Genomic DNA, 25,392 nt, shown 5'->3' on the forward strand with positions numbered 1-25,392 from the left:
GAGGACCGGTCGTAATGTCGCCAACGGACGCTGGCGAGGGCGGCGCGAAGGGCTCGAGCGACCTTGAGCGCGGCGTCGGCGCGCTGAAGCGTTTCCAGGAACGGGTGAACGCGCTGCTCGCGGAACTCGAGGAAGGCGAGGCCGGCAAGTCGAAGCTGGCCACCCGGACGGTGCCCCGCAGCTCGTTCAGCGCCCCCGGTTCGGGCTTCGCCGAGGCTGACGGTCTCTACGCGCAGTACAACCGGGTCCACACCGAAATCGTCAAGCTCTCGAAGTCCCTTGGCGACCAGATCGAGATGCTGAGCATCGCCGTGCGCGGAGCCGAGGTCGGATTCGACAACCTGGAAGAGGACCTGCGACAGCGCTTCCACTCGATCCAGACGCGCGTACTCCAGGAACACCAGGCGCAGGAGCGCCGGGCGGCGGAGCACAAGCAGGACAACGCACCCGGCGAGACCGGCCGGACCGAGCAGCCGCGTGACGACAGCAAGCAGTCCGGTGACGGGGACCTGGGGTGATCGCCGATGAGTGAGAACAAGAAGCCGCTGACCCCCGAGCAGCAGCAGGCGGAAGACGCAACACAGATCCGGGCCCGGTTCGGCGCGACGGACGCCTTCGAACGCTTCGCGACGATAATGGACGACATCGGCCTCGGTAGTGGCAGCGGGCCCGGAGGGTTCTTCGGCAGGACGGACTTCGAGGCCAGGCAGCTCAACGAAATGCTCGACCTCGTGGAGAACTCCAATCCCGCGGATCTGGAGAGCGCGGGCGAGGCTCTCGTCAAGGCGAAGAACGCCCTCAACAAGGCCGCGAAGGAACTCGCGGACTACGTCGGCAGGGTCGAGTGGAAGGGCGAGGCCGCAACCGAGTTCAAGCGCTTCGGCGACGCCCTGGCCAAGCACGCCTATGCGCTGGCCACGTTCGCCAACGCCGCAGGCACGCAGATGACGGTCGCGAGCACGGGCCTGACCTCGGTCCGCAACTCCATGCCAAGGGAACGCGACAGCCGCCTGGTGGCGAAGACGGTCGAGGACTTCGCGCTGACTCCGAACAAGGAGAACAACCCGGAGTACATGGAGGCCGTCAAGGTCGAGAAGAACCGCCAGGAGGCCATCAACCAGATGAACCGCCTGGCGTCCTTCTACGCGGTGTCGGAGGAATCGCTGGCCGCGCAGGAGGCGCCGACGTTTCCGAAGGCGTTGAGCGCGGACGTGCCGCGGCCGACACTGGGCAGAAGGTGGGGCGATTCCTCTGCAAACGCGGGGCTCAGTGCCGGACCCTCGAGCGACATCAGGCAGTCAGGCGCTGACCAAGGTGGGACGAGTACTGCAGGTGGCGGACCGCGAACTGGGGCCCTCGACACGGCCCCGCCGGTGACGGAGCGGAACACGGCGATGGAGATCGACAGCGTGGTGACTCCCCACGCCCCGACCGTGACGCCCGGCGGAACACCGCCCTCATCTGCCACGGGTATGCCGGGTAACCCAGGAGGCCCACTCTCTTCCGTGCCACCCGCCTTCGGCACCCCTGTACAGGGGTTGCCACGGCGAGTCACGGGTACGTCGGGCGTGCCACGAGCTGGTGGAAGTTCCGGCGCCAACGCGGTTGGCCGCCCCAGCGCGCCCGGCAACAATGCCCCGGCTACGGGACGCGCAGGAGCAGTCGGCCGGCATGGCGTTGCCGGAAGCCCCACCGCGTCGGGCGCGCAAGGCGCTCTCGGTCGTCCCTCGGGCTCCCTGGGAACTGGCAGCGCCGCAGGGCGAGCAGGTGCCGTGGGCACTTCCGGGCAAAGTCCTGCTGTCGGCCGGCCGGGTGCTGCCGGCCCATCCGCAGCCGGCCGCACGGGCCAGACGCCTTCGGCCGGCGGACGCGCCGGCCACTCGAACGGCGTCATCGGAGGAACCCCACAGCGCCCAGTCTCGGGCGACGCCGGCTCACGTATGCCGAAGGGCACTGTCATCGGTGCCGAGACTTTCGCCCAACGTGGCTCTGCCGCGAGGCCCGGCCAGTCCGGTGTCATCGGTTCCGGTGCAGGCAATGCCGCGCATCGGGCAGCCGGAAAGGGCACGCCGACTGTCAACGGTGTCGTCGGGATGCCACGCAACGGGGTCCAAGGCACGCCGCGGGCTTCGGGAACTGCGCCCGGATTCAGGGCCGGTCAACGGCAGTCCAATGGCCAGGATCAGGAGCGTGGTGAATCCAAGCGCCCTGACTACCTGACTGAGGACGAGCAGACGTGGAAAGCGCAGCGACGCGGTGCTGTACCGCCAGTGATCGACTAGGCACAGGAAGGTTCGGAAGTCGGGATGACAGCAGGAACGAGCCGGATGCGGGGTCGCGCCTCCCGGCAGGCTCTCGCATTCACCGTGGCACTGGCAGGAGCATGTGCCACCGCCCTGATCGGTATGGCCCCGGTCGCTGTCGCGGCGGACATGCGCTCCAAGCAGTGGTACCTGGACGCGATGCATGCCGAGGAGATCTGGGAGAAGACGACCGGCGAGGGCATCACCGTTGCTGTCATCGACTCAGGAGTGAACTCCTCCATACCTTCCTTGAAGGGCAAGGTCCTGAAAGGTCTGGATGCATCGAGTGCCAAAGGCGACGCCACGGACGACTACAGCGGCCACGGTACGAACATGGCCGAACTGATCGCAGGTACGGGCGAAGGCGGTGGCTTGAAAGGTCTCGCCCCAGGGGTGAAGATCCTACCCTTGCGGATCTCTGACACTGATCTGCAGAACAGGGAATCGGTGAACGCCCATGACGCGGAAGAGGCCATTCGATTTGCCGCAGACAGTGATGCTCGGATCATCAGCATGTCCTTCGGCAGCGAGTACATGACTCAGCAAGAAATTGATGCCGTCAAGTACGCTGAAAGGAAGGGGAAGTTGTTCTTCGCGGCCGTTGGCAACGAAGCCAAGAAGGGCAACAAGCCGCTGTACCCCGCCAACTATCCGGAGGTGGTCGGCGTCGCCGCGACGGACAGGGATGGTCGGGTCGCCGACTACTCCCAGCACGGCGACTTCGTTGATATCGCCGCCCCCGGCAACGACATCCCCGGCTGGTGCGACACAACCTTCACCCGCTACTGCGACGGTGACGGCGGCACCAGCTCGGCAACTGCGCTCACCTCCGCCTCCGCCGCACTGATCTGGTCTCTCCACCCAGACTGGACCGCGAACCAGGTCCTCCGGGTCATGTTCGAGAGCGCGGCCCGGCCCGAGGGTTCCAAGGAAGGCACCCTCAGCAACTACCTCGGCCACGGCATCGTCCGCCCCAACGCGCACATCAACCGTGGTCTCGGTAAGCCGGGCGACCCCAACCTCAGTCCTCTGACCAACAAGAGGACGAGCGGCGCCGCGCCCGCAGGCTCAGCCGCACCGTCCTCGCCGGCTTCGTCGCAGGCACCGAAGGACAAGCCCGCTTCCGACGCAGCCGCTGCAGGCGCTAGCAAGAAGACCGCCGGCGGCGGCAACGGGACGGGCCTCATCCTCGGCGGAGCCGCCGCAGTCGTCGTGGTCCTCGCAGGTGCGGCCTTCGTCGTGGTGCGTCGACGGCGCACCGCCTGACAGCGACCCCCGCTCCTTTACCGGAGCCCCACAGACCATCGCCGTGCGTGCAAATCGGCACGAACGCGGCCCAGTGAGAAGCAACAGAGGGAGAGGGACCCATGGCAGGAGTCCAGAAGGTCGGAGACCAGAGTCTCAAGGACTTCCAGGACGAAATCAGCAGGAACTTCGAAGACGTCAAGGGGCAGCTCAAGAACCTCCAGGGCGTCATCGACAGCCTCGAAGGCAACTGGAAGGGCATCGGCGCCGGTGCCTTCGATGTGAAGCAGAACGAGATCAACCAGGGCATGGTGCGCATCGCCAAGCTGCTTCTCAACTTCCAGGAAGCCATTCAGGTCACCCGTACCACCGCAGGCAACACCGAGTCCGAGGTCGAGGCCGCTCTCCGCGGCGTAGATGTGACCGCCGGCTTCTCGGGTGACGCTGGAGCGACGCGGCAGGCCACCTCGAACATCGCCGGGTACTGACGGACGCAAACGTCGGTCTCGCAGCAAGACAGCAAGCAGATTTAAAGGGCACTTGGAGGTCCCGTGTCACAACAGAACGACATGATGCTCGTCACCTACTCGTCGCTGGAGCAGGCGGCCTCGACGATCGAGAAGCAGGCGGCTCGCCTGGACCAGTCCCTGGAAGCCATCCAGACGAAGATCCGTGGCATCTCCAGCACCTTCGAGGGCGAGGCCAAGACCGCGGCCGACGGCGCCCACAAGAAGTGGGACCAGGAGACGAGGGCCATCCACACGGCGCTCAAGGGAATCGCCCGGGCTGTCCGCGAGGCGGCCCCGGCTTACCAGGCCGGCGACAAGAAGGCGGCCAGCCACTTCTAGTGAGCTGAGCACCACAAAGACAGCATCAGGGTGGGCACGTGCGGGAGGTGCCCACCCTGACGCTCCTTCGCCTGCCTGTTCACCACAGACCCCGCGGGCGTGTCCCCACCGCAGCCAGGAGCCGATTGTGCGGCAGTGCCGCCGCAACTGCTGCGTGAGGCAGCGGAAGGCGGGGCTGGACACGTGACTCCCGACGGGTGGCAAGCATGTGAAGCCTCTGGAGACGGTTCTCTGATCGAGAACCCGTCTACAGGGGCTTCAGCATGCTGTCAGCCCAACTTCTGTATTCACGAGGCAGGTCGGAAGGCCCGCTGGGCAGCCCTTACCCAGGAAGCTTGGATGGAAGATCGCACTTCGCCTTCGTGTGGGAGAAGTGCGCCGCACTGACCGCCAGGTCGATCAAGTCCTGGCGGATCGCGGATTCCCCCGATTCGGCCTGTCTCCTCAAGTCGACAACGACACTGAGGCTGTAGGCCCCACCTGGGATCCGCCCTGGCGACGCGCAGGGCACCAGGACCGCCGCCTTGCGCGGCGCGGTCACGCCTGCGGTGCCTGCGTTGAAGTTCTTGATGTCGGATTCCCGGGTGTCGAGTGCTGATGTCGCCCACCTGCGCACGTCGGAGGCCGAACTTTCGGCTGTCTCCGTCAGGATCATCTCGGTCCTGCTGCTGAGAAGGAGTCCGCCCTCACCCCACACGAGACAGTCGGCGGTGTAATCGGAGCTCTCCGATGTGATGTCCCTGCCACTCAGCCTGTTCTGGAATCGGTACTCGGGATCGCTCGGGAGCGAGTCCTCAAGGGCGGGGACCACCTGCGCCGAACTGCCGAGGGACTCGCACACCTCGCCCGCCCTGATGTCGCCGCGCCGCTCGAACGGAGGAAATCCGAAAGCGTACGCCGCGCCGCAGGCCGATGCGACGCACATCAGGGACGCGAGCGGGATCACAACCTTCTTTGTCGGGGCGGCCATGAATCAGTCCTTCTTGGTGTCGAGTTGGCGGGGTACTCCCTGGCCTTCGATGAAACTGTCGAGATTGGCCTGAGCGTTGCTGAAGCCCTGTTCTGCTGCGGTCGCGGCAGCGGAGACAATGTGGGGTGAAGGGTTCTTTGCGCTTTCGCCCGCCTTCTGGGCAGCTGTCTCCACGAGTGTGTACGTGGAGTTCCGGGTGTCGTCTATCTCCTGGCCGTTGCTGTAGATGACCTCGTCCGAGCTGTCCTTCAGAAGCCCTTCGGTGAGGCTGCCAAGGATTTCGTCCGCAGCGGTCCCGGCCACGTCTCCGGCCACGATGCCGCCTGGTCCGACCATGGGCGCCGTGCCGAGGCCGACTCCGATGCCGATGCCCGTGCCCACCCAGGTGGCCGTGGTTTCGATGGCGTCGTTGAACTCCTTGTCCTTGGCGCCTCCGTCCAGCTCGTTCGCGTATGCCCGCCCGGCTCCGATGGTCCCTTCGATTTCTCCGGCGACTCTTCCGATGTCCTCGATCGTCTTCTTGAGATTCTCGTTCGCATCGAAATTCTTGTCGGGCAGGTATGCCTCGGGATGAGCGAAGTGGTACTCCATGAGAGAGGTGGTGTAGATCGTCTGTCCTGCGTTGATCGAGGCGTAACCGTCCGGGTTCTGGCCGACCGTGTACAGGAAGCGAGTGACATCCACCTCCTTCAGCTTCGCCGCGGTTCCGGCCACCGGGAACAAGTCTTCTTCCCGCTTTTCTCCGGGATGTAGTCCTCGATGTATGTCGGGCATGTACTCGGCCGCGATCTGGCCAAGACTGTCGGACATGTAGCCGTACTTGGTCAGTCGCTCGGGGTTCTCGGACACCGAGGCGAAGATGTTCTCCACCAGCTTTGCCTGCTCGGCATTGTGCGCGGGCGTATCCGCCGTGGGCATTTGTCCCGCCGGATGGCCGGTCGTCGCCGCTTCCAGCGCAAGGGCCAGGTTGTTGCGACCCGCGATGCTGTCCTTACCCTTGTCGTCCGTCTCGGGGGGCCAGTCACGCTCCTCGAAAAGGTACTGGAAGTTGCTGAGGCCAACCTTGCCCTTGTTGCCGTCACCGTCCGTGTCGCGCAGGAACTCGTGGTCCTCGTCCTTCGTGACGAAGGAATCGTTGAAGAAGTCGGTCGCCGCATCCGGGCTGTTCGAGAGCGCCTTCATGAAGCCGATCACCGGATCCGAGCCGGAGTCGGTGCCGGTTCGGTTGAGGTCCGGGTCCATGCCCATTCGGGTCCATACCGTTGCCGTGTGGCGGCCGTTGCTGCTGAACCTCTTCTCGGTCTCCATGAGGGCGGAGCCGTAATCCTTCAGGAACCGGTCCTCGAAGTTGCCCCACCGCATGAGGTTGCTCATGACCTGGAAGCCCATGGTGGTGCCCTGCTTGCCGACGGTCTGGCTACCGAGGTCGGTCATCTCGTACTTCCACTTCGACATCTCAGGCGTGTCCGCCTGTGTGGCGTTGGCCAGCGTGAGGCTGAGATGCTTCTGCAGCTCGTCGAACTGCTCGCGCCGGTCTGAGAAGAGTTCCCGGTTCGAGAAGGGAGAATTGACGCCGGCCCAGAACTCCAGGGTTCCCTTTGCACCGAGCGTCGCGGCGAAGTGCTCGGCGAACATCTCGTCGCCGGAGTGCTCCTTCAAGCCGGCGTTGAGCTCGTCGAACTCTTTGACGGTGAGGTCCTCGGGCTTCTTCTTGGCCAGCGCGGCCAGCCTCTCGGCCGCCTTGAGGGAGGCGATCGCCGAGTCGCGGTCCTTCTGGCTCACACCCGCGAAGCCGTAGTCGGTGAGGTCCACGAGAGCCTTGAGGGCGGTGGAGGCGGAGCTGTCGATCTCCGTGGCCTGGTTGATGATGCCCTGGAGCTCGTCGCGCAAAGCCTCGGCGTCCTTCTGCCCTCCGGGAGCCTTCTCGTCGGGATTCTCGCGGACGGTGAACCCGCTGCCCGACGCGGTGACGGTGAGGTGCTTGTTCCTCCCCCGCTCCACGGCTTCCTTCAGCAGTCTCTGCTGGGTCTTCAGCTCGTCGCGAGTGTCACGGATGATGTTGCGGATCGACGTCGCCTGCGTGTGGGCGTCCTGGAACTCCCCGGCGGTCTTGCCGATGAACTCCCGCGAGACCGTGGCGTTGTAGCCGGCCCAGTTCGCTTTGGCGGACTTCCCCTGCAGGCCTTCCTGCGCGTCCCTCTCCAGGTCCGCGAGCCTGGTGAGCGCATTCGTCCAGTCGGTGACCACGTCGTCGAGCAGCTTGAAGTTGGCCGAGTGGAGGGATTCGAAATCCATGAGCGATCGTCCCTAGCCCTTCTCGTCCTTCTTGCTCTTTTCGCCGTACACCGCGTTCTTCTCCCCGGGCGGTGCATACGACTCGTCAAACCCGTCGTCCAGCACATAAATGCTACTGACGTGGCGCTCGATGAAGATTTCGTCGCCTTGGTGTGCGTTCTTCGTGAAGTCCATGTGGTTCGAGATCAGTGCGCACGCATCCATGACGGTGCCGAGCTGTTTGTCCCACCTCGTGGAAACGTGCTGCAGGGCCTTGCCGAGGGCGAAGCCTTGAGTGTCCAAGTCGGCTCCGCACGAGTCAGTGCTGGTGACGCGTGCTTCCTTCCACAGCCGGTTGTAGAGCTTGAAGGCCTCGTCCCCTATCTTCGCCAGGTCCGCCTGGGAGACCTTGAGATCACCCTGTGAATTTCCGGCGTTGGGCCTGTCCTCCGGAGGCAGCCCGTTGATCTGCATCCGATCAGGTTGCCGCTCTGCAGCCGCGGCCTTCAGCTGCTCCCACTCATCCCAGGCCATCGCGATATTCCTTCCCCCGTGCCACGTTCGACCGAACGCTCATTTATCGATCAACCTATTCAGTGTCTGGGATCATGTGCAAGGACTGTCCACGACATCGGTCGTGACGCTGTACATGAGGGTGCCGACTGCGTGCGCCATTTCGGACTGGCCGGGCAACGGCGTGGCGGTGACCGTCAGGCAGATTCCGTCCACTTCGTAGCGCTCCACATCCCCGGCTTCGGAGACCAGAGACGCATAGGGATCGTCTCCCGGCCCTTCGAGCAGTGGATTGATGAAATCACCCCACGAGCCCTCCCGGCCCGGCACCTTGTAACGGCCGCCGTTCTTGTCCGTCTCGATGACACCCACCGCGGACTTGAGGCGGTCGAGGACCTCCGCATGGTCGGGACGGGTCTCGAACACCCCGGCGAGGCGCAGCAGCCCCACCGCCTGCCAGCCGAGGTAGACAGCCAGGACCACCATGACGACACGGCACACCGTGAAGGACGCCGTCGGCGGCTCGTGAGCCTCCGGGTGTTCGAAGTGCGGTGCCCGGTACCGCCACCAGAGTCTGCGTGGGTCGGCGAACACCGCGAAGGCGAGGAAGACCACCGCGAAGAACCCGATGAATGCAGCCGCGCCTATCACTCAGCTCTCCCCGTGCACATGGGGCATCTGCCCGGTCTGCACCAGCGGGTTCCCCCGCTGACGGGAGACGAAGAAGCCCCGACCCGCCGGCATCGGGCGCATACGGACTCCGCCGAGGATGTCGCCTTCCTGCGGGTCGCCGGACAGAAGCACACCCTGAGCGCCGAGCTCCATCATCCGCTGCAGAAACGGCTCGTAGGCCGCCCGGCTCGCTCCCGCGGCGCTGCGGGCGATGATGAAGCGGACGCCGACGTCCCGGGCGAACGGCAGCTGCTCGGTGAGTTTCGCCAGCGGGTTGCCGCTCGACGTGGAGACCAGGTCGTAGTCGTCGACGACGACGAAGACCGACGGCCCCCGCCACCAGCTCCGGTCGCGCAGCTGCTGGGCGGTGACGTCCGCCGACGGGGTGCGGCGCTGCATGAGGTCCGACAGGGCGTCCACATGGTGGTCCATGTTGTTGGACATGGGGACGTACTCCGCCAGGTGGGAGGCGGGGGTCACGTCCAGCAGCGCGCGCCGGTTGTCGATGACGAAGAACTTGCAGGAGTCCCCGTCGTAGCGCTCGGCCAACTGCTTGATCAGTAGTCGCAGCAGGTTCGACTTGCCTGACTCGCTCTCACCGAACACCAGGAAGAAAGGGTCGCGTTCGAAGTTGGCGAAGACCGGTTCGAGGTTGTTCTCGTCGATGGCGAAGGCGATGCCCCGCTTCGGCTCCGCGTACCCGGCAGGCAGGCCCTCCACGGGAAGCGTGCGGGGAAGCAGCCGGACCGGCGGTGCCCCCGGTGCAGTCCAGTGCCGGGACACCTCCTGCGTCATGGCTGCCGTGGCCTCGGACAGGTCGCTGTCGGAACTGATGCCGTCGATGCGGGGTACCGCGGCCATGAAGTGCAGTGTCTCTGGAGTCAGACCACGGCCCGGTACGCCTGTGGGCACGTTGACCGCGGCCTTGCGGTCCAGTTCGGAGTCCATGGTGTCGCCCAGCCGCAGCTCGAGCCGGTTCATCAGGTGATCCTTGAGGTTGGCCCTGACCTCCATGGAGCGGGATGCCGTGAGGATCACATGGATGCCGTAGCCGAGACCGCGGGCCGCGATGTCGAGCACCGCCGACTCCAGCCCCTCGTAGTCCGTGCGGAAGTTCCCCCAGCCGTCGATGACCAGGAACACGTCCCCCCAGGGCTGCTCCGCCACGGAGATGTCGCCGCGCGCCCGGAGCCTGCGGTAGGTGGCGATGGAGTCGACGCCCGCGCTGCGGAAGTACTCCTCGCGGCGCGTCATGACGCCGTACACCTCGGCCACCGTCCGCCGGACCTTCTCCGGGTCGAGACGTGAGGCGACACCGCCCACGTGCGGCAGGCCGGCGACCGACGACAGACCGCCGCCACCGAAGTCCAGCCCGTAGAACTGCACCTCGTGCGGGGTGTGGGTGAGTGCGAAGCCCGAGATGATCGTCCGCAGCAGTGTCGACTTGCCGGACTGGGGGCCACCGATGATCTGCATATGGCCGGCGGCCCCGGAGAAGTCCCGGTGGAGCACGTCACGGCGCTGCTCGAAGGGCTTGTCGACGACGCCCAGCGGGACGACGAGCTTGCCCGCACCCTCGAAGCCCGGCTGCGTCAGCCCCCGGCCCTCCACCGGCGACAGACCGGGCAGGATCTCGTCCAGCGGCGGCGGGTTGTCCAGCGGCGGCAGCCACACCTGGTGCGCCTCCGCGCCACGGCCCTCGAGCCGCCGCACGATCACGTCGAGCACCGAGTCGGCGAGCGCGTCGTCCTCGGGCCTGCGCGCCTCGGGCACCGACGCCTGCACGGCCGACTCGACGTACCGTACCGGTACCGCTGCGGCCGTGAACGTCACCGGCCTGCGGTCCACGGGCAGCGGCCCGCCCGGTGCGACCGTCTGCTGTCCGTTCGCCCGGTACACGCCCGAGACGTAAGCCGCCTTGAAGCGCACCATCTCGTCGGTACCGAACTTCAGGTACCCGGAGCCGGGGACGTTGGGCAGGTGGTAGGCGTCCGGCACGCCGATGGCCGCGCGCGACTCGGCCGCCGAGAACGTCCGCAGACCGACCCGGTACGACAGATACGTCTCCAGGCCGCGCAGCCGCCCCTCCTCCAGGCGCTGCGAGGCCAGCAGCAGATGGACGCCGAGGGACCGTCCGATGCGGCCGATCTGGACGAACATCTCGATGAAGTCGGGCTTGGCGGTGAGCAGTTCGCTGAACTCGTCGATGACGAGCACGAGCGACGGAATGGGCTGCAGCGCAGCACCCGCCGCGCGTGCCTTCTCGTAGTCGTGGATGTTGGCGTAGTTGCCGGCGTCGCGGAGCAGTTCCTGGCGGCGGTTCAGCTCACCCCGGATGGAGTCGCCCATGCGGTCGACCAGAGTGAGGTCGTCGGCCAGGTTGGTGATCACCGCGGCCACGTGCGGCATCTGCGACATGCCCGCGAACGTCGCGCCGCCCTTGAAGTCCGCGAGAACGAAGTTGAGGGTCTCCGACGAGTGGGTCACGGCGAGACCGAGCACCAGTGTGCGCAGCAGTTCGGACTTGCCGGAACCGGTCGCACCGACGCACAGCCCGTGCGGGCCCATGCCCTCCTGCGCGGCTTCCTTCAGGTCGAGCATGACCGGAGAGCCGTCCTCACCCACGCCGATCGGCACCCGCAGCCGTTCGGCCTGCGAACGCGGCCGCCAGGTGCGGCTGACGTCGACGGAGGCGGCGTCGCCGAGGTTGAGCAGATCGGTGAACTCCAGGTTGGCCAGCAGCGGTTCGTCGTCGTCCCCGCCCGTGGCGACCCGGAGCGGTGCGAGCTGCCGGGCGAGCGCCTCGGCGGCCTCGACGCTCAGCCGGTCCGGGGCGCCGTCGTAGACCAGGCCGTGCCCCGACTCCAGTTGGAGGGAGTCCGGGTGCACGACGACGGACAGCCCGCCGCGGGGGGCGTTCATCTCGCCCGGGACGACCTCGATCAGCGTCACGCCCTGGAGGCCCTCGGCGGCGGCGAGCGGAGACATCGGGGGCACGGACGGCCCGTCGAGGACGACGACGAGGTGCGGCTGGTCGAGCAGCGGGTTGTGGGGGCCCTGGAAGCGGGGGCGCCCCTCGAGGCGGCTCGCGAGCATGTCCTGCAGGTCGCGCGCGTCGGTGGTGATGAGACGCCGGCTGCCGGCGCCGTCGCCCGGTCCCGGTGCCTGCACGTGCGGCAGCCACTTGGCCCACTCCCAGTGACCCGCCGTCGCGGGGTCCGCAGCGATCGCGACGACCAGGTCCTCGGGGGAGTGCAGCGAGGCGAGGGAACCGACCATGGCCCGCGCCGCCGACCGTACCGAGTCCGGCTCGCCGCTCACCGTGAGGTGGTAGAAGGCCCGCAGGGACACCGCCATCGGCAGGCCGTCGAGTGTGCCGTGGGTCGTGAGGAACTTCTGCATCGCGCCCGCGGTCAGCGGCTCCAGCTCGTCCACGGGCGCCGTCTCGGGCGCCACCAGGGGAGTCGCCAGCTGCTGGCTGCCGAGCCCGATGCGCACCTGACCGAAGTCGTCGTCGGCGACCCGCCGCTCCCACACCCGGCTGCCCTCGGCCACCAGCGCCCACAGCTGCTCGGGGGACGGGTGCAGGTAGTACTGGGCGTCCCGCTGCAGCCGGGCGGTCCTGAGGACCGTACGCCTGGTCTGCGTCAGGTACTTGAGGTAGTCCCTCCGCAGTCCGGCGAGTTCCCCCTGGGTGCCCCGCCGGTAGCGCACGAGCATCGCGATCGCCATCGCGACCGTGGACGCGATCATCACCATGCCCATGATCCGCATGATGGGGTTCGGCGTCATGAAGAAGAAGACGACGGAACCGCCCATACCGAGCATCGGCAGCAACTGCATGAGCGCGCCCTCCTGCTGTCCCCTCGGCAGTTCGGGCGGTGGTTGCAGCTGCACCGGCTCACCGGGCACTTCGGACGGCAGGACCCGTGGTGGGCGCTTGACGACGATCTGACTCACAGCTCACCAATTCCCTTGCCGGACGGAAATGTTCCTATCGGCGCCCCCGTGGCGACGGGTTCCATCCGCGGGGAGGGATCCTACTTGCGCGGGGGTGCGGAGACGGGCGGTAGGGTGGCCCGACGTGTTTGCGCACGCATGAACTACCGCAAAAAAAGGGTCATTCGGAACGCGGCTCGGCCCGACGGTCCATGCGAATCACGAGGGGATGCAGCAGGTGAGTATGACGGCCCCAGCGGCGGGCACCGGAACGGGCCGGCCGGCTCCCGCGACTCCGTCCGGCGGCGGCACCGGCTTCTGCCGGATCACCGTCGTCGCGCCCGACGGCCGGGTGGACGTGGCGTTGCCGGAGGACCTCCCGCTCGCCGACCTCTACCCCGAGATCCTGCGGCTGTCGGGGCAGAGCCCGGCGGAGGGCGCACCGGTCGGGTACCACCTGGTCCGCCGCGACGGCACCGTGCTCGACAGCGCGCGGTCCCTCATCTCCCAACGCATCCTCGACGGAGAGCTGCTCTCGCTGCGGCCCTTCGCCGATTCGCTGCCCCCGGCCGTCTTCGACGACGTCTCCGACGCCGTGGCGTCCGCGGTCGCCCGCGACCGCACGCTGTGGACGGACGGCCTGATGCGCGGTGCGGGCCTCTCCGGCGGTTCGGTGCTGCTCGTGCTGCTCGCCTTCGTGCTGTGGTCGGCCGATCCGCGCCACGACACGCACGGCCTGCCGGGCGTCCTCGCCGCCGTCGCCGGGGTGCTGCTGCTCGCGCTCGCCTGTGTACGTGCCCGGGTGTACGCGGACCGCGGGGCCGCCGTCGCCCTCGGGATCGGATCGATGGCGAACGCCGCGGTCGCCGGGGCCGGGCTGCTGCCGGTGGCGTCCGGCCAGGGCGTCGGGCGGCTGCAGTTCCTGCTGGCCTGCGCCGCCGTACTGGTGGCGGCGGTGATCCTGATGATGGTCGCGCCCGGCGGGGACGGGCCCTTCGTGGCGTTCGCCTTCGCCGCCGCCGTCGGCACGCTCGTCACCTTCGTCGCGATCACGACCGGGATGGAGCCGTCCGAGACCGCCGCGGTCTGTGCCCCCCTCGCCGTCGGGGCCCTCGCCTTCCTGCCGGGCCTGTCCACCCGCTTCGCCCGCCTCCCCGTCGGGTTCGAGCCCCCGCGCACCGCGGTCGGCGGTTACGGCGGCGACCCGGAGCCGCAGGGCCCGGTCGACGCCGAGCGGATCGCCGCCCAGGCCCGTCGCGGCCATGAACTGCTCGTCGGCCTCGTCGGCGGCTGCGCCCTGCTGGCCGTCGGCTCCGCCGCGGTGCTCGGGTTCTCCGACGACGTCTGGGGCCGGCTGCTGGCCCTGGCCACCGGCATCGCCATGCTGATGCGCGCCCACCTCTTCCGCTACACGGCGCAGGTCGGGTGCGCCCTCGCGGCCGGCCTCGGCTCGCTGGTGCTGCTGGGGCTCGGACTGTCACTGAACCCGCCCACCGAGCTCGTCGTGGCCGCTCTGAAGGGCGACGGCACGGGCCTCGACATCCGCACGGTGTGGCTGTCCGCCGCGGTCGCCGGCGTCGGCGCGGTGATCATCGCCATCGGGCTGATCGTCCCGCGCAAGGGCGTCACCCCCTTCTGGGGCCGCTTCCTGGAGATCGCGGAGACGTTCGTGCTGCTCACGCTCGTACCGCTGTGCCTGGCGGTCTTCGGGGTCTACCACTCCATCCGGGCGCTGACCTCCTGAGACGCCGGGGGCGCCGCCGAAAGCCCGCGACGGGTCCCCCGGCAGGGTGGGCGCCCTGCCGGGGCCCGGGGAGCTGGTACTCTGTGTGACGGCCGTTTGTGTACGCGATCCCCGGAGCCGGCAGGCTCTGGGTGCAGCGCCCATCGCGCCTTCGCCTCCGAGTCACGGAAGCTCCCCTGAGACCAAGACCAGGGGCACTCGCAGGCGCATCGAACACCAAGAGGAGTACCGAGTGTCTCTCGACGCCGCCACGAAGAAGCAGATCATGTCCGAGTTCGGCACCAAGGAGGGCGACACCGGCTCCCCCGAGGTCCAGGTCGCGCTGCTCTCCCGCCGCATCTCGGACCTGACCGAGCACCTCAAGACCCACAAGCACGACCACCACTCCCGCCGTGGTCTGCTGATCCTGGTCGGTCAGCGCCGCCGGCTGCTGCAGTACCTGGCCAAGAAGGACATCCAGCGCTTCCGTACGCTGGTCGACCGCCTCGGCATCCGCCGTGGTGCCGCGGGCGCCAAGTAGGACGACGTGGAGGGAGCGGTTCCCACTTCCAGGGGGCCGCTCCCTTTGCTGTACGTGCGGAGAGTCACAGACGCTTTGTAGTCTGGTCGCACAACGCAATACCGAAAACGGAATACCGAACGAGGAGGAGCGCCCCTCCGCCGCCGGTCCTCGGTAGTGGCCCCCGGAAGCCATGCCGACCGGGAGCTTCGATCGAAGACCGGCCCGCACGCAAGGCGCGCTTCTCCGCCACCGTCCTCCCGCCACGCGGGCCGGAGGACGCAGACGAGGAGATATCGCTGGTGGAGAACGAGACCCACTACGCCGAAGCCGTCATCGACAACGGCTCCTTCGGCACCCGTACGATCCGCTTCGAGACGGGCCGCCTGGCCAAGCAGGCCGCCGGTTCCGCCGTGGCGTACCTGGACGACGACACCATGGTGCTGTCGGCCACCACAGCGTCCAAGAACCCCAAGGACCAGCTGGACTTCTTCCCCCTGACGGTCGACGTCGAGGAGCGGATGTACGCCGCGGGCAAGATCCCCGGCTCCTTCTTCCGCCGTGAGGGCCGGCCGTCCGAGGACGCGATCCTGACCTGCCGCCTGATCGACCGGCCGCTGCGCCCGTCCTTCAAGAAGGGCCTGCGCAACGAGATCCAGATCGTCGAGACGATCATGGCGCTCAACCCCGACCACCTGTACGACGTGGTCGCGATCAACGCCGCCTCCTGCTCCACGCAGCTGGCCGGCCTGCCCTTCTCCGGCCCGATCGGCGGCACCCGTGTCGCGCTGATCGACGGCCAGTGGGTCGCCTTCCCGACCCACTCGGAGCTCGAGAACGCCGTGTTCGACATGGTGGTCGCGGGGCGCGTCCTGGAGGACGGCGACGTCGCGATCATGATGGTCGAGGCCGAGGCCACCGAGAAGACCGTCGAGCTCGTCAAGGGCGGTGCCGAGGCGCCGACCGAGGAGATCGTCGCCGCCGGCCTCGAGGCCGCGAAGCCCTTCATCAAGGTCCTGTGCAAGGCCCAGGCCGACCTCGCCGCCAAGGCCGCCAAGCCGACCGGCGAGTTCCCCGTCTTCCTGGAGTACCAGGACGACGTCCTGGAGGCCCTCACCGCCGCGGTCAAGAGCGAACTCACCGAGGCGCTCACCATCGCCGGCAAGCAGGAGCGCGAGGCCGAGCTCGACCGGGTGAAGGCGCTGGCCGCCGAGAAGCTCCTGCCGGAGTTCGAGGGCCGCGAGAAGGAGATCTCCGCCGCGTACCGCTCGCTGACCAAGTCCCTGGTCCGCGAGCGCGTCATCAAGGAGAAGAAGCGCATCGACGGTCGCGGCGTCACGGACATCCGTACGCTCGCCGCCGAGGTCGAGGCCATCCCGCGGGTGCACGGCTCGGCCCTGTTCGAGCGTGGCGAGACCCAGATCCTGGGCGTCACCACCCTCAACATGCTCCGTATGGAGCAGCAGCTGGACACCCTTTCCCCGGTGACCCGCAAGCGCTACATGCACAACTACAACTTCCCGCCGTACTCCGTCGGTGAGACCGGCCGCGTGGGCTCGCCGAAGCGCCGCGAGATCGGCCACGGCGCCCTCGCCGAGCGCGCCATCGTGCCGGTGCTCCCGAGCCGCGAGGAGTTCCCGTACGCGATCCGCCAGGTGTCCGAGGCCCTCGGCTCCAACGGCTCGACGTCCATGGGCTCCGTCTGCGCCTCCACCATGTCGCTGCTGAACGCCGGTGTGCCGCTGAAGGCCCCGGTCGCCGGTATCGCCATGGGACTGATCTCCCAGGAGATCGACGGCCAGACGCACTACGTCGCCCTCACCGACATCCTCGGTGCGGAGGACGCCTTCGGTGACATGGACTTCAAGGTCGCCGGCACCAAGGAGTTCGTCACCGCCCTCCAGCTCGACACCAAGCTGGACGGCATCCCGGCCTCCGTCCTGGCCGCGGCCCTCAAGCAGGCCCGTGACGCCCGCCTCCACATCCTCGACGTGATGATGGAAGCGATCGACACCCCGGACGAGATGTCCCCGAACGCCCCGCGGATCATCACCGTGAAGATCCCCGTGGACAAGATCGGCGAGGTCATCGGCCCCAAGGGCAAGATGATCAACCAGATCCAGGAGGACACCGGCGCCGAGATCACGATCGAGGACGACGGCACGATCTACATCGGTGCCGCCGACGGCCCGGCCGCCGAGGCCGCCCGCGCCACGATCAACGGCATCGCCAACCCGACCATGCCGGAGGTCGGCGAGCGCTACCTGGGCACGGTCGTCAAGACCACCACCTTCGGCGCGTTCGTCTCGCTGCTCCCGGGCAAGGACGGCCTGCTGCACATCTCGCAGATCCGCAAGCTGGCCGGCGGCAAGCGCGTGGAGAACGTCGAGGACGTGCTCGCGGTGGGCGCCAAGGTCCAGGTCGAGATCGCCGAGATCGACCAGCGCGGCAAGCTCTCCCTCATCCCCGTGATCGAGGGCGAGGACGGCGCCGAGGACGGCGAGAAGAAGGACGACGCCGACAAGTGACGTCCCGTAGTGCCAGGACGACGGCCCGCACCTCCTCGGAGGCGCGGGCCGTCGCCCGTACCCAAACGCTTCTCCGGGGCGAGCACGGCATCGGCACGGTCCGCAAGACCACCCTCCCGGGGGGACTGCGCATCGTCACCGAGACCCTGCCGTCCGTGCGCTCCGCGACCTTCGGCATCTGGGCCCATGTCGGCTCGCGCGACGAGACGCCCTCGCTGAACGGCGCCACCCACTATCTCGAGCACCTCCTCTTCAAGGGCACGCACAGGCGCTCCGCCCTCGACATCTCCGCCGCCGTCGACGCGGTCGGCGGCGAGATGAACGCCTTCACGGCGAAGGAGTACACCTGCTACTACGCGCGGGTGCTCGACACGGACCTGCCGCTGGCGATCGATGTCGTCTGCGACATGCTCACCGGCTCGCTGATCCTCGACGAGGACGTGGACGCCGAGCGCGGCGTCATCCTCGAGGAGATCGCGATGACCGAGGACGACCCCGGCGACGTCGTGCACGACCTTTTCGCGCGCACCATGTTCGGTGACACCCCCCTCGGCCGCCCCGTCCTCGGCACCGTCGACACGATCAACGCACTGAACCGCTCGCAGATCACCCGCTTCTACCGCAAGCACTACGACCCGACCCATCTGGTCGTCGCCGCGGCGGGCAACATCGACCACGCGACCGTGGTGCGGCAGGTCCGCAGGGCCTTCGAGCAGGCCGGCGCCCTGACCCGCACGGACGCCCGGCCCGTCGCCCCGCGCGACGGCCGGCGGAAGCTGCGGACCGCAGGCCGTGTGGAGGTCCTCGACCGCCGCACCGAGCAGGCGCACGTCGTCCTCGGCATGCCCGGCCTCGCCCGTACCGACGACCGGCGCTGGGCGCTCGGAGTGCTGAACACCGCGCTCGGCGGTGGTATGTCCTCGCGGCTGTTCCAGGAGGTCAGGGAGAAGCGCGGCCTTGCGTACAGCGTGTACTCGTACACCTCGGGCTTCGCCGACTGCGGACTCTTCGGCGTCTACGCCGGCTGCCGCCCCAACCAGGTCCACGACGTGCTGAAGATCTGCCGCAACGAGCTCGACCGGGTCGCCGGCGAGGGACTGCCCGACGACGAGATCGACCGTGCCATCGGCCAGCTCTCCGGCTCGACCGTCCTCGGTCTGGAGGACACCGGCGCGCTCATGAACCGCATCGGCAAGAGCGAGCTGTGCTGGGGTGCCCAGATGTCCGTCGACGACATGCTGGCGAACATAGCCGCGGTCACCCCCGACGACGTCCGCGCGGTCGCCAGGGAGGTCCTGGGGCAGCGGCCCTCGCTGTCGGTCATCGGCCCGCTGAAGGACAAGCAGGCCGACCGCCTGCACACATCAGTCTCGTAGTCCCCGCCGTCCCGTTGTCCCGTAGAGAGAGCAGAGCAATGAGCAAGCTGCGCGTGGCCGTCCTCGGTGCCAAGGGCCGCATCGGTTCCGAGGCCGTGCGGGCCGTCGAAGCCGCCGCCGACATGGAACTCGTCGCGGCACTGGGCCGGGGCGACAAGCTGGAGACCCTCGTCGAGACCGGCGCCCAGGTGGCCGTCGAACTGACCACCCCTGCCTCGGTCATGGGCAACCTCGACTTCTGTGTGCGCCACGGCATCCACGCAGTCGTCGGCACCACCGGCTGGACCGACGAGCGTCTCACGCATCTGCGGACGTCGCTGGCGGCCTCGCCGGAGACCGGGGTGCTGATCGCACCCAACTTCTCCATCGGCGCCGTCCTCACCATGAAGTTCGCCGCCCAGGCCGCCCGCTGGTTCGAGTCGGTCGAGGTCGTGGAACTGCACCACCCGAACAAGGCGGACGCTCCGTCCGGCACCGCCACCCGTACGGCGCAGCTGATCGCCGCGGCTCGCGCCGAGGCCGGATGCGCCCCGCAGCCGGACGCCACGGTGACCGCCCTCGACGGCGCGCGCGGCGCGGACGTCGACGGGGTTCCGGTGCACGCCGTACGGCTGCGCGGCCTGCTCGCCCACCAGGAGGTGCTGCTCGGCGGCGAGGGCGAGACCCTCACCATCCGCCACGACTCCCTGCACCACAGCAGCTTCATGCCGGGCATCATCCTCGGGGTGCGCCGGGTCGTGGACACGCCCGGGCTGACCTTCGGCCTCGAGAACTACCTCGATCTCGGCTGAGGATCCCCGTGCGCGCCAAGATCACGTACTTCGTCACGGCCGCCGTCCTGGTCGTCTATTTCGTCCTGGTCGGCAGCCGGGGCGTGCTGCTCATCGAGCACGGCACCCCGCTCACCGTGACCTTCGGCGTGGCGGTGCTGATCCTGCCGGTGATCGGCCTGTGGTTCCTCTGGAAGAACACCCAGTTCGTGAGGAAGGCCAACGCGCTGGCGGCGGAACTCGACGCCGAGGGCGCACTGCCCGTCGACGAGCTGGTCCGTACGCCCGGTGGGCGCATCGATCGCGACTCCGCCGACGCCGTCTTCGCCAGGCGCCGTGCGGAGACCGAGGACTCGCCCGACGACTGGCGCTGCTGGTTCCGGCTCGCGGTCGCCTACCACGACGCGAGGGACACCCCGCGGGCCCGCAAGGCGATGCAGCGCGCGATCGCGCTCCACGAGGGAAGGCCGTTCGCGGGCTGACGCGGCTCCTCCGGCGTCGTCCGGGCCTGACCCGGGCCCGTTCGGTGGTGGCCCACCTGAACCGGTGGGTGGCGCGGGATCGGCACCGCGCACAGCGCCGCCCCGCCTCCGAGCGGCTGATCGGGCCGGGCGTGGAACGGCAGCGGGCCGGGCCGCCGCCCGACAGGGGGGGGCGTGAGAAGCGGGCTCTTGAGCGCGGGGCGACGGGACGGGCTCAGCGGCGCGGGCCGTACTCCGCGCCCCACGCCTCGATGGTGTCGGCCGCGCGGTCGAACGCCTCGACCCGCGACAGGAAGTCACCGTTGTGATCGGTGAGCAGTGTGAGCGGCTCGTCCCCGTCCCGGACGAGCACCAGCGCCTGGCCCTGGACCGTACGCGGCAGCCCGAGCCACCGGACCGGCTGCTGCACGGTCCGCAGAGTCTTCACCTTCGCCCATGGGAGCGTGGTGGTCGAGACCACGGCCACGTGCCGCAGTCCGTGCCGGCTCACCCATGTGCCCATGCGCAGGATGCGCAGCGCGCCGCAGATGAGCAGCGCGGCGGTGCCGATACAGACCGCCGCTCCGGACAGCGCACCGGCGAAGGCGATGACCATGGCCGCGAGCAGTACGAACGAGGCCAGCAGCAGGAGCAGCGCCGCCCCGCCGACCCGCCAGGGGCCGGGACGGTACGGCCGTCGCCACAGATCGTGATCATCGAACGGCAGGGCGACATCGTCGTCTGCGGCGTCAAAGGCACGGTCTGCCGTCAGAAAGGGCAGGGGCACGGCTGGTCCTCACTCGTCACCACTTCGGGGTTGTGACCGGTGAGGCTACCGAGGCAGCCGAGGACCGGCCACTCCAGGGGGGCCATGGGGGTGCTTCCCGGCGGATCGGCCGGGGCGGGGGGTCAGCGACCCTCGTCCTGGGCCTGACTCGGGGCCTTGGGGGAGACCGGGGCCTCCAGCGCCGGGAGCCCGAAGAGCAGGGACCCGACCAGCCCGCTCACCACGGTCAGACCGATCAGCGTACGCCCGACGAGCTGGGATGCGCTGGGCCGCCGCCGGGGCGGCGGGGCCACATTGCTGCGGAATCGGTCGGCCTCGGCGACGAACGCGAACGGAACGGCTTCTCGCCGGCGGAACATGGAGCAGCCCCCTCGGGGTGTGTGACGAAACACGGCTACTGGTACAGACGCGTATAACCGGAGTTTGGTGCCCGAATCCAGCGAATCGGCCGGGGCGGTAACCGGGACGGTCCGCCCCCGCTCATCGTTGTAACGAGCGACCGTAGAGAATGGTCGCCGCCCGTGCGACGCGACTGGAAGGACCCCCGCCGGTGACCCGGAACCCCGACGACATCAAGCCCAGCTTCCGCAGCGATGTCACAGTCGAGCTGGTGAAGCACACCGCCGGCGACTCCGACGTGCTCTGGGCGGCCCGGGTCTCCACCGCGGGCGAGCAGTCGCTGGACGAGCTCTCCAAGGACCCGGAACGGTCGAAGGGCCTGATCAACTACCTGATGCGGGACCGTCACGGCAGCCCCTTCGAGCACAACTCGATGACCTTCTTCATCAGCGCCCCGATCTTCGTCTTCCGCGAGTTCATGCGCCACCGGGTCGGCTGGTCGTACAACGAGGAGTCCGGCAGGTACCGGGAGCTCCAGCCGGTCTTCTACGTGCCGGACGAGTCGCGCAAGCTGGTGCAGGAGGGCCGTCCCGGCAAGTACGTCTTCGTGGAGGGCACCCAGGCCCAGCAGGAGCTGACCGGACGGGTGATGGCGGACTCGTACCGCCAGGCGTACGAGGCCTACCAGGAGATGCTCGACGCCGGTGTGGCCCGCGAGGTCGCCCGCTCGGTCCTGCCGGTCGGTCTCTACTCGTCGATGTACGCGACCTGCAACGCCCGCTCGCTGATGCACTTCCTGGGGCTGCGCACCCAGCACGAGATGGCCAAGGTCCCGTCCTTCCCGCAGCGGGAGATCGAGATGGTCGGCGAGAGGATGGAGGAGCACTGGGCCAGGCTCATGCCCCTGACCTACGTGGCCTTCAATGCCAATGGCCGGGTGGCCCCGTAGGGCACAGATGTACGGTCAGCCTTACTAGGTGTCCGTATTGCGGCGTTTCGAGAAGTTCATCTAGGCTGATCAAACGGACCCGGCACTGCTTGAACCCCCGAGCAGGCAGTGCCGGGCTCCACTGAGCAGGGATACGTCACGTCCCCCAAGGGGACCCTCCGCGCCGGGCAGCGAGTAGCGTGTTACCCATGGCACCGATCTCGACTCCGCAGACCCCCTTCGGGCGGGTCCTCACCGCCATGGTCACGCCGTTCACGGCGGACGGCGCGCTCGACCTCGACGGCGCGCAGCGGCTCGCCACCCACCTGGTGGACGCAGGCAACGACGGCCTGATCATCAACGGCACCACCGGTGAGTCCCCGACCACCAGCAACGCGGAGAAAGACCAGCTCGTCCGGGCCGTCCTCGAGGCGGTGGGCGACCGGGCGCACGTGGTCGCCGGGGTCGGTACCAACGACACCCGACACAGCATCGAACTGGCACGTGCCGCCGAGCGCGCAGGCGCGCACGGCCTGCTGGCCGTCACCCCCTACTACAACAAGCCCCCGCAGGAGGGGCTGTACCGGAACTTCACGGCCATCGCCGACAGCACCGGACTCCCGGTGATGCTGTACGACATCCCCGGCCGCAGCGGCGTTCCCATCGACACCGAGACGATCGTGCGCCTGGCCGACCACCCGCGGATCGTCGCCAACAAGGACGCCAAGGGCGATCTCGGCCGTGCCAGCTGGGCCATCGCCCGAAGCGGACTCGCCTGGTACTCGGGCGACGACATGCTCAACCTGCCACTGCTGTCCGTCGGCGCCATCGGCTTCGTCTCCGTGGTCGGCCACGTCGTCACCCCGGAACTCCGTGCCCTGGTCGATGCCTACACCGCGGGCGACGTGCAGAAGGCGACCGAGATCCACCAGAAGCTGCTCCCCGTCTTCACGGGCATGTTCCGCACCCAGGGCGTCATCACCACCAAGGCCGCGCTCGCCCTCCAGGGCCTGCCCGCGGGCCCGCTGAGGCTCCCGCTCGTCGAGCTCAGCGAGGCCGAGACAGCTCAGCTGAAGATCGATCTCGCGGCCGGCGGGGTACAGCTGTAACCACAGACTTCACAACTGAATACGTCCGACTGAACACAAATGACCGGACGACAACAGCAAGTGCACGAATGTCATGCGCGCCACGTGCCCAAGCGGTACGTGGCGCGCGTCGTGAGGAGAGTCTTTTGAGTCATCCGCATCCCGAACTCGGCGCTCCGCCGAAGCTCCCCAAGGGTGGCCTGCGCGTCACACCACTCGGCGGTCTCGGTGAGATCGGCCGCAACATGACCGTCTTCGAGTACGACGGCCGGATCCTGATCGTCGACTGCGGTGTCCTCTTTCCCGAGGAGGAGCAGCCCGGCGTGGACCTGATCCTGCCGGACTTCACCACCCTCGTGGACCGCCTGGACGACGTCGAGGGAATCGTGCTCACGCACGGTCACGAGGACCACATCGGCGGTGTGCCCTATCTGCTACGCCTCAAGCCGGACATCCCGCTGATCGGCTCCAAGCTGACCCTCGCGCTGATCGAGGCCAAGCTCCAGGAGCACCGCATCCGCCCGTACACCCTCGAGGTCGCCGAGGGGCAGCAGGAGCACGTCGGCCCGTTCGGCTGCGAGTTCATCGCGGTCAACCACTCCATCCCGGACGCGCTCGCGGTGGCCATCCGCACACCCGCGGGCATGGTCGTGCACACGGGCGACTTCAAGATGGACCAGCTCCCGATGGACGGACGCCTGACGGACCTGCATGCGTTCGCACGCCTGAGCGAGGAGGGCATCGACCTCCTGCTGTCCGACTCCACCAACGCCGAGGTCCCCGGCTTCGTCCCCGCCGAGCGGGACATCTCGAACGTGCTGCGCGGTGTCTTCGCGAACGCCAGGAAGCGCATCATCGTCGCGAGCTTCGCCAGCCACATCCACCGTGTACAGCAGATCCTGGACGCGGCCCACGAGTACGGTCGCAAGGTCGCCTTCGTCGGCCGGTCCATGGTTCGCAACATGGGTATCGCCCGCGATCTCGGGTACCTCAAGGTGCCGTCCGGGCTCGTGGTGGACGTCAAGACGCTCGACGACCTGCCCGACGACAAGGTCGTTCTGATCTGTACGGGTTCGCAGGGCGAGCCGATGGCGGCGCTGTCCCGTATGGCCAACCGGGACCACCAGATCCGGATCGTGCAGGGCGACACGGTGATCCTGGCGTCCTCGCTGATCCCGGGCAACGAGAACGCGGTCTACCGCGTGATCAACGGGCTCAGCCGCTGGGGCGCCAACGTCGTCCACAAGGGCAACGCCAAGGTCCACGTCTCCGGCCACGCCTCCGCCGGCGAGCTGCTGTACTTCTACAACATCTGCAGGCCGAAGAACCTCATGCCGGTCCACGGCGAGTGGCGCCACCTCCGCGCCAACGCCGAGCTCGGGGCCCTGACGGGCATTCCCAAGGACCGCATCGTCATCGCCGAGGACGGAGTCGTCGTCGACCTGGTGGACGGCAAGGCCAGGATCAGCGGCAAGGTCCAGGCGGGATACGTGTACGTCGACGGCCTCTCCGTCGGCGATGTCACCGAGGCCTCCCTCAAGGACCGCCGCATCCTCGGGGAGGAGGGCATCATCTCGGTCTTCGTCGTCGTCGACTCCACGACCGGGAAGGTCGTGGGCGGGCCGAACATCCACTCCCGCGGCTCCGGCATCGAGGACGGCGCCTTCGACGCGGTGATCCCCAAGATCGAGGAAGCCATCCAGAAGTCCGCCGCCGACGGCGTCGCCGAGCCCCACCAGCTGCAGCAGCTCATCCGTCGCACGATCGGCAAGTGGGTCTCCGACACCTACCGCCGCCGGCCGATGATCCTGCCGGTCGTCGTGGAGGTCTGACGACCCGTCGACCGAGTACTGGAGCGGGGCGGCCTCGATTTGCATCGGGCCGCCCCGCTCCAGTACGTTGGCGTCTCCGCCCGAGGGAAACCGACGCGCCGATGTGTGCTCGAAAGGTCCCCACAACGGGGCGGGAAATCCGACTCAGAATCTCTGATAAAGTCGGACGCGCCGAAAGGCAGCCGAAAGGCGAAAGGCCCTCCAACGGCCACTGGAAATGAATTCCGAACCGGGAACGGAACGGAAATCGGATCTGGTAGGGTTGGAAACACCGAA

General features: G+C 68.1%; 21 protein-coding genes. 14 read left to right on the top strand and 7 right to left on the bottom strand.

Translation table 11 applies throughout. The annotated features are described in order from the left end of the window. Nucleotides 1-14 precede the first annotated feature (14 nt). From AB0J10_RS19305 to AB0J10_RS19325, 5 genes are all read left to right on the top strand, one after another. Complete coding sequence (locus AB0J10_RS19305; protein WP_363063069.1) at nucleotides 15-518, top strand: hypothetical protein; 504 nt, start codon at nucleotides 15-17, stop codon at nucleotides 516-518. Between the two features lie 6 nt (nucleotides 519-524). Next, nucleotides 525-2,282 carry a hypothetical protein gene (locus tag AB0J10_RS19310; protein WP_363063071.1) on the top strand — a complete coding sequence of 586 codons (1,758 nt, stop codon included), beginning with the start codon at nucleotides 525-527 and terminating at the stop codon, nucleotides 2,280-2,282. Between the two features lie 24 nt (nucleotides 2,283-2,306). Further along, entirely contained in the window at nucleotides 2,307-3,569 is a 1,263-nt protein-coding gene (locus AB0J10_RS19315) for a S8 family serine peptidase (RefSeq protein ID WP_363063073.1), read from the top strand. Between the two features lie 101 nt (nucleotides 3,570-3,670). Next, nucleotides 3,671-4,036 (top strand): WXG100 family type VII secretion target, encoded by a 366-nt coding sequence (locus AB0J10_RS19320; protein ID WP_336546299.1) that lies wholly within the window; start codon nucleotides 3,671-3,673, stop codon nucleotides 4,034-4,036. Between the two features lie 63 nt (nucleotides 4,037-4,099). Beyond that, nucleotides 4,100-4,396, top strand: coding sequence for a WXG100 family type VII secretion target (locus tag AB0J10_RS19325; protein ID WP_336546298.1), 297 nt, complete (start codon nucleotides 4,100-4,102; stop codon nucleotides 4,394-4,396). Nucleotides 4,397-4,718: 322 nt separating this feature from the next. Here the strand turns inward: AB0J10_RS19325 and AB0J10_RS19330 are convergent, their stop codons facing one another. The 5 genes from AB0J10_RS19330 to eccCa form a co-directional block, all read right to left on the bottom strand. Continuing rightward, entirely contained in the window at nucleotides 4,719-5,366 is a 648-nt protein-coding gene (locus tag AB0J10_RS19330) for a hypothetical protein (RefSeq protein ID WP_363063075.1), read from the bottom strand. 3 nt (nucleotides 5,367-5,369) lie between these two features. Next, the gene (locus AB0J10_RS19335; RefSeq protein ID WP_363063077.1) at nucleotides 5,370-7,661 is read right to left on the bottom strand and encodes a hypothetical protein; all 2,292 of its coding nucleotides are present in this window, start codon (nucleotides 7,659-7,661) and stop codon (nucleotides 5,370-5,372) included. Between the two features lie 12 nt (nucleotides 7,662-7,673). Continuing rightward, nucleotides 7,674-8,174, bottom strand: a complete 501-nt coding sequence (locus AB0J10_RS19340; RefSeq protein ID WP_363063079.1) for a hypothetical protein — start codon at nucleotides 8,172-8,174, stop codon at nucleotides 7,674-7,676. 72 nt (nucleotides 8,175-8,246) lie between these two features. Further along, a complete protein-coding gene (locus AB0J10_RS19345) occupies nucleotides 8,247-8,804 on the bottom strand; it encodes a hypothetical protein (RefSeq protein WP_363063081.1) in 558 nt (185 codons plus the stop codon). Then, nucleotides 8,805-12,785, bottom strand: a complete 3,981-nt coding sequence (gene eccCa, locus AB0J10_RS19350) for a type VII secretion protein EccCa (protein ID WP_363063083.1) — start codon at nucleotides 12,783-12,785, stop codon at nucleotides 8,805-8,807. A gap of 223 nt (nucleotides 12,786-13,008) precedes the next feature. Between eccCa and eccD the strand changes: the two genes are divergently transcribed. From eccD to AB0J10_RS19380, 6 genes are all read left to right on the top strand, one after another. Further along, nucleotides 13,009-14,508 carry a type VII secretion integral membrane protein EccD gene (eccD, locus tag AB0J10_RS19355; protein WP_363063085.1) on the top strand — a complete coding sequence of 500 codons (1,500 nt, stop codon included), beginning with the start codon at nucleotides 13,009-13,011 and terminating at the stop codon, nucleotides 14,506-14,508. Nucleotides 14,509-14,740: 232 nt separating this feature from the next. Further along, entirely contained in the window at nucleotides 14,741-15,028 is a 288-nt protein-coding gene (gene rpsO / locus AB0J10_RS19360; RefSeq protein WP_059415298.1) for a 30S ribosomal protein S15, read from the top strand. Nucleotides 15,029-15,309: 281 nt separating this feature from the next. Then, nucleotides 15,310-17,535: a polyribonucleotide nucleotidyltransferase gene (locus AB0J10_RS19365; RefSeq protein ID WP_363063087.1), complete on the top strand. Its 2,226-nt coding sequence runs from the start codon at nucleotides 15,310-15,312 to the stop codon at nucleotides 17,533-17,535. After that, the gene (locus AB0J10_RS19370) at nucleotides 17,532-18,911 is read left to right on the top strand and encodes a pitrilysin family protein (protein WP_363063089.1); all 1,380 of its coding nucleotides are present in this window, start codon (nucleotides 17,532-17,534) and stop codon (nucleotides 18,909-18,911) included. The genes AB0J10_RS19365 and AB0J10_RS19370 overlap by 4 nt, the downstream gene beginning before the upstream one ends. 38 nt (nucleotides 18,912-18,949) lie before the next feature. Next, nucleotides 18,950-19,702, top strand: coding sequence for a 4-hydroxy-tetrahydrodipicolinate reductase (gene dapB, locus AB0J10_RS19375; RefSeq protein ID WP_363063091.1), 753 nt, complete (start codon nucleotides 18,950-18,952; stop codon nucleotides 19,700-19,702). Nucleotides 19,703-19,710: 8 nt separating this feature from the next. After that, nucleotides 19,711-20,163, top strand: a complete 453-nt coding sequence (locus tag AB0J10_RS19380; RefSeq protein WP_363063093.1) for a hypothetical protein — start codon at nucleotides 19,711-19,713, stop codon at nucleotides 20,161-20,163. Between the two features lie 214 nt (nucleotides 20,164-20,377). Here AB0J10_RS19380 and AB0J10_RS19385 read toward each other — a convergent pair whose 3' ends face one another. After that, nucleotides 20,378-20,929: a hypothetical protein gene (locus tag AB0J10_RS19385; protein ID WP_363063095.1), complete on the bottom strand. Its 552-nt coding sequence runs from the start codon at nucleotides 20,927-20,929 to the stop codon at nucleotides 20,378-20,380. A gap of 122 nt (nucleotides 20,930-21,051) precedes the next feature. Further along, nucleotides 21,052-21,288 (bottom strand): hypothetical protein, encoded by a 237-nt coding sequence (locus tag AB0J10_RS19390; RefSeq protein ID WP_363063097.1) that lies wholly within the window; start codon nucleotides 21,286-21,288, stop codon nucleotides 21,052-21,054. A gap of 191 nt (nucleotides 21,289-21,479) precedes the next feature. On the opposite strand from AB0J10_RS19390, the gene thyX reads away from it, so the two are divergent. The 3 genes from thyX to AB0J10_RS19405 all read left to right on the top strand — a co-directional run bounded on the left by thyX (nucleotide 21,480) and on the right by AB0J10_RS19405 (nucleotide 25,116). Next, the gene (gene thyX / locus AB0J10_RS19395) at nucleotides 21,480-22,217 is read left to right on the top strand and encodes an FAD-dependent thymidylate synthase (protein WP_363063099.1); all 738 of its coding nucleotides are present in this window, start codon (nucleotides 21,480-21,482) and stop codon (nucleotides 22,215-22,217) included. 188 nt (nucleotides 22,218-22,405) lie between these two features. Then, nucleotides 22,406-23,305: a 4-hydroxy-tetrahydrodipicolinate synthase gene (gene dapA / locus AB0J10_RS19400; protein ID WP_363063101.1), complete on the top strand. Its 900-nt coding sequence runs from the start codon at nucleotides 22,406-22,408 to the stop codon at nucleotides 23,303-23,305. Nucleotides 23,306-23,430: 125 nt separating this feature from the next. Beyond that, nucleotides 23,431-25,116 (top strand): ribonuclease J, encoded by a 1,686-nt coding sequence (locus tag AB0J10_RS19405; protein WP_363063103.1) that lies wholly within the window; start codon nucleotides 23,431-23,433, stop codon nucleotides 25,114-25,116. The last annotated feature ends 276 nt before the right edge of the window (nucleotides 25,117-25,392 follow it).

It is taken from the genome of Streptomyces sp. NPDC049887 (assembly GCF_040656535.1).
Taxonomy (GTDB): Bacteria; Actinomycetota; Actinomycetes; order Streptomycetales; family Streptomycetaceae; genus Streptomyces.

What these genes read in the sequence shown, in the direction of transcription:
- AB0J10_RS19305 (WP_363063069.1), top strand. Translation starts at nt 15, where the DNA reads ATGTCGCCAACGGACGCTGGCGAGGGCGGCGCGAAGGGCTCGAGCGAC.
- AB0J10_RS19310 (WP_363063071.1), top strand. Translation starts at nt 525, where the DNA reads ATGAGTGAGAACAAGAAGCCGCTGACCCCCGAGCAGCAGCAGGCGGAA.
- AB0J10_RS19315 (WP_363063073.1), top strand. Translation starts at nt 2,307, where the DNA reads ATGACAGCAGGAACGAGCCGGATGCGGGGTCGCGCCTCCCGGCAGGCT.
- AB0J10_RS19320 (WP_336546299.1), top strand. Translation starts at nt 3,671, where the DNA reads ATGGCAGGAGTCCAGAAGGTCGGAGACCAGAGTCTCAAGGACTTCCAG.
- AB0J10_RS19330 (WP_363063075.1), bottom strand. Translation starts at nt 5,366, where the DNA reads ATGGCCGCCCCGACAAAGAAGGTTGTGATCCCGCTCGCGTCCCTGATG.
- AB0J10_RS19335 (WP_363063077.1), bottom strand. Translation starts at nt 7,661, where the DNA reads ATGGATTTCGAATCCCTCCACTCGGCCAACTTCAAGCTGCTCGACGAC.
- AB0J10_RS19340 (WP_363063079.1), bottom strand. Translation starts at nt 8,174, where the DNA reads ATGGCCTGGGATGAGTGGGAGCAGCTGAAGGCCGCGGCTGCAGAGCGG.
- eccD (WP_363063085.1), top strand. Translation starts at nt 13,009, where the DNA reads ATGACGGCCCCAGCGGCGGGCACCGGAACGGGCCGGCCGGCTCCCGCG.
- dapB (WP_363063091.1), top strand. Translation starts at nt 18,950, where the DNA reads ATGAGCAAGCTGCGCGTGGCCGTCCTCGGTGCCAAGGGCCGCATCGGT.
- AB0J10_RS19390 (WP_363063097.1), bottom strand. Translation starts at nt 21,288, where the DNA reads ATGTTCCGCCGGCGAGAAGCCGTTCCGTTCGCGTTCGTCGCCGAGGCC.
- dapA (WP_363063101.1), top strand. Translation starts at nt 22,406, where the DNA reads ATGGCACCGATCTCGACTCCGCAGACCCCCTTCGGGCGGGTCCTCACC.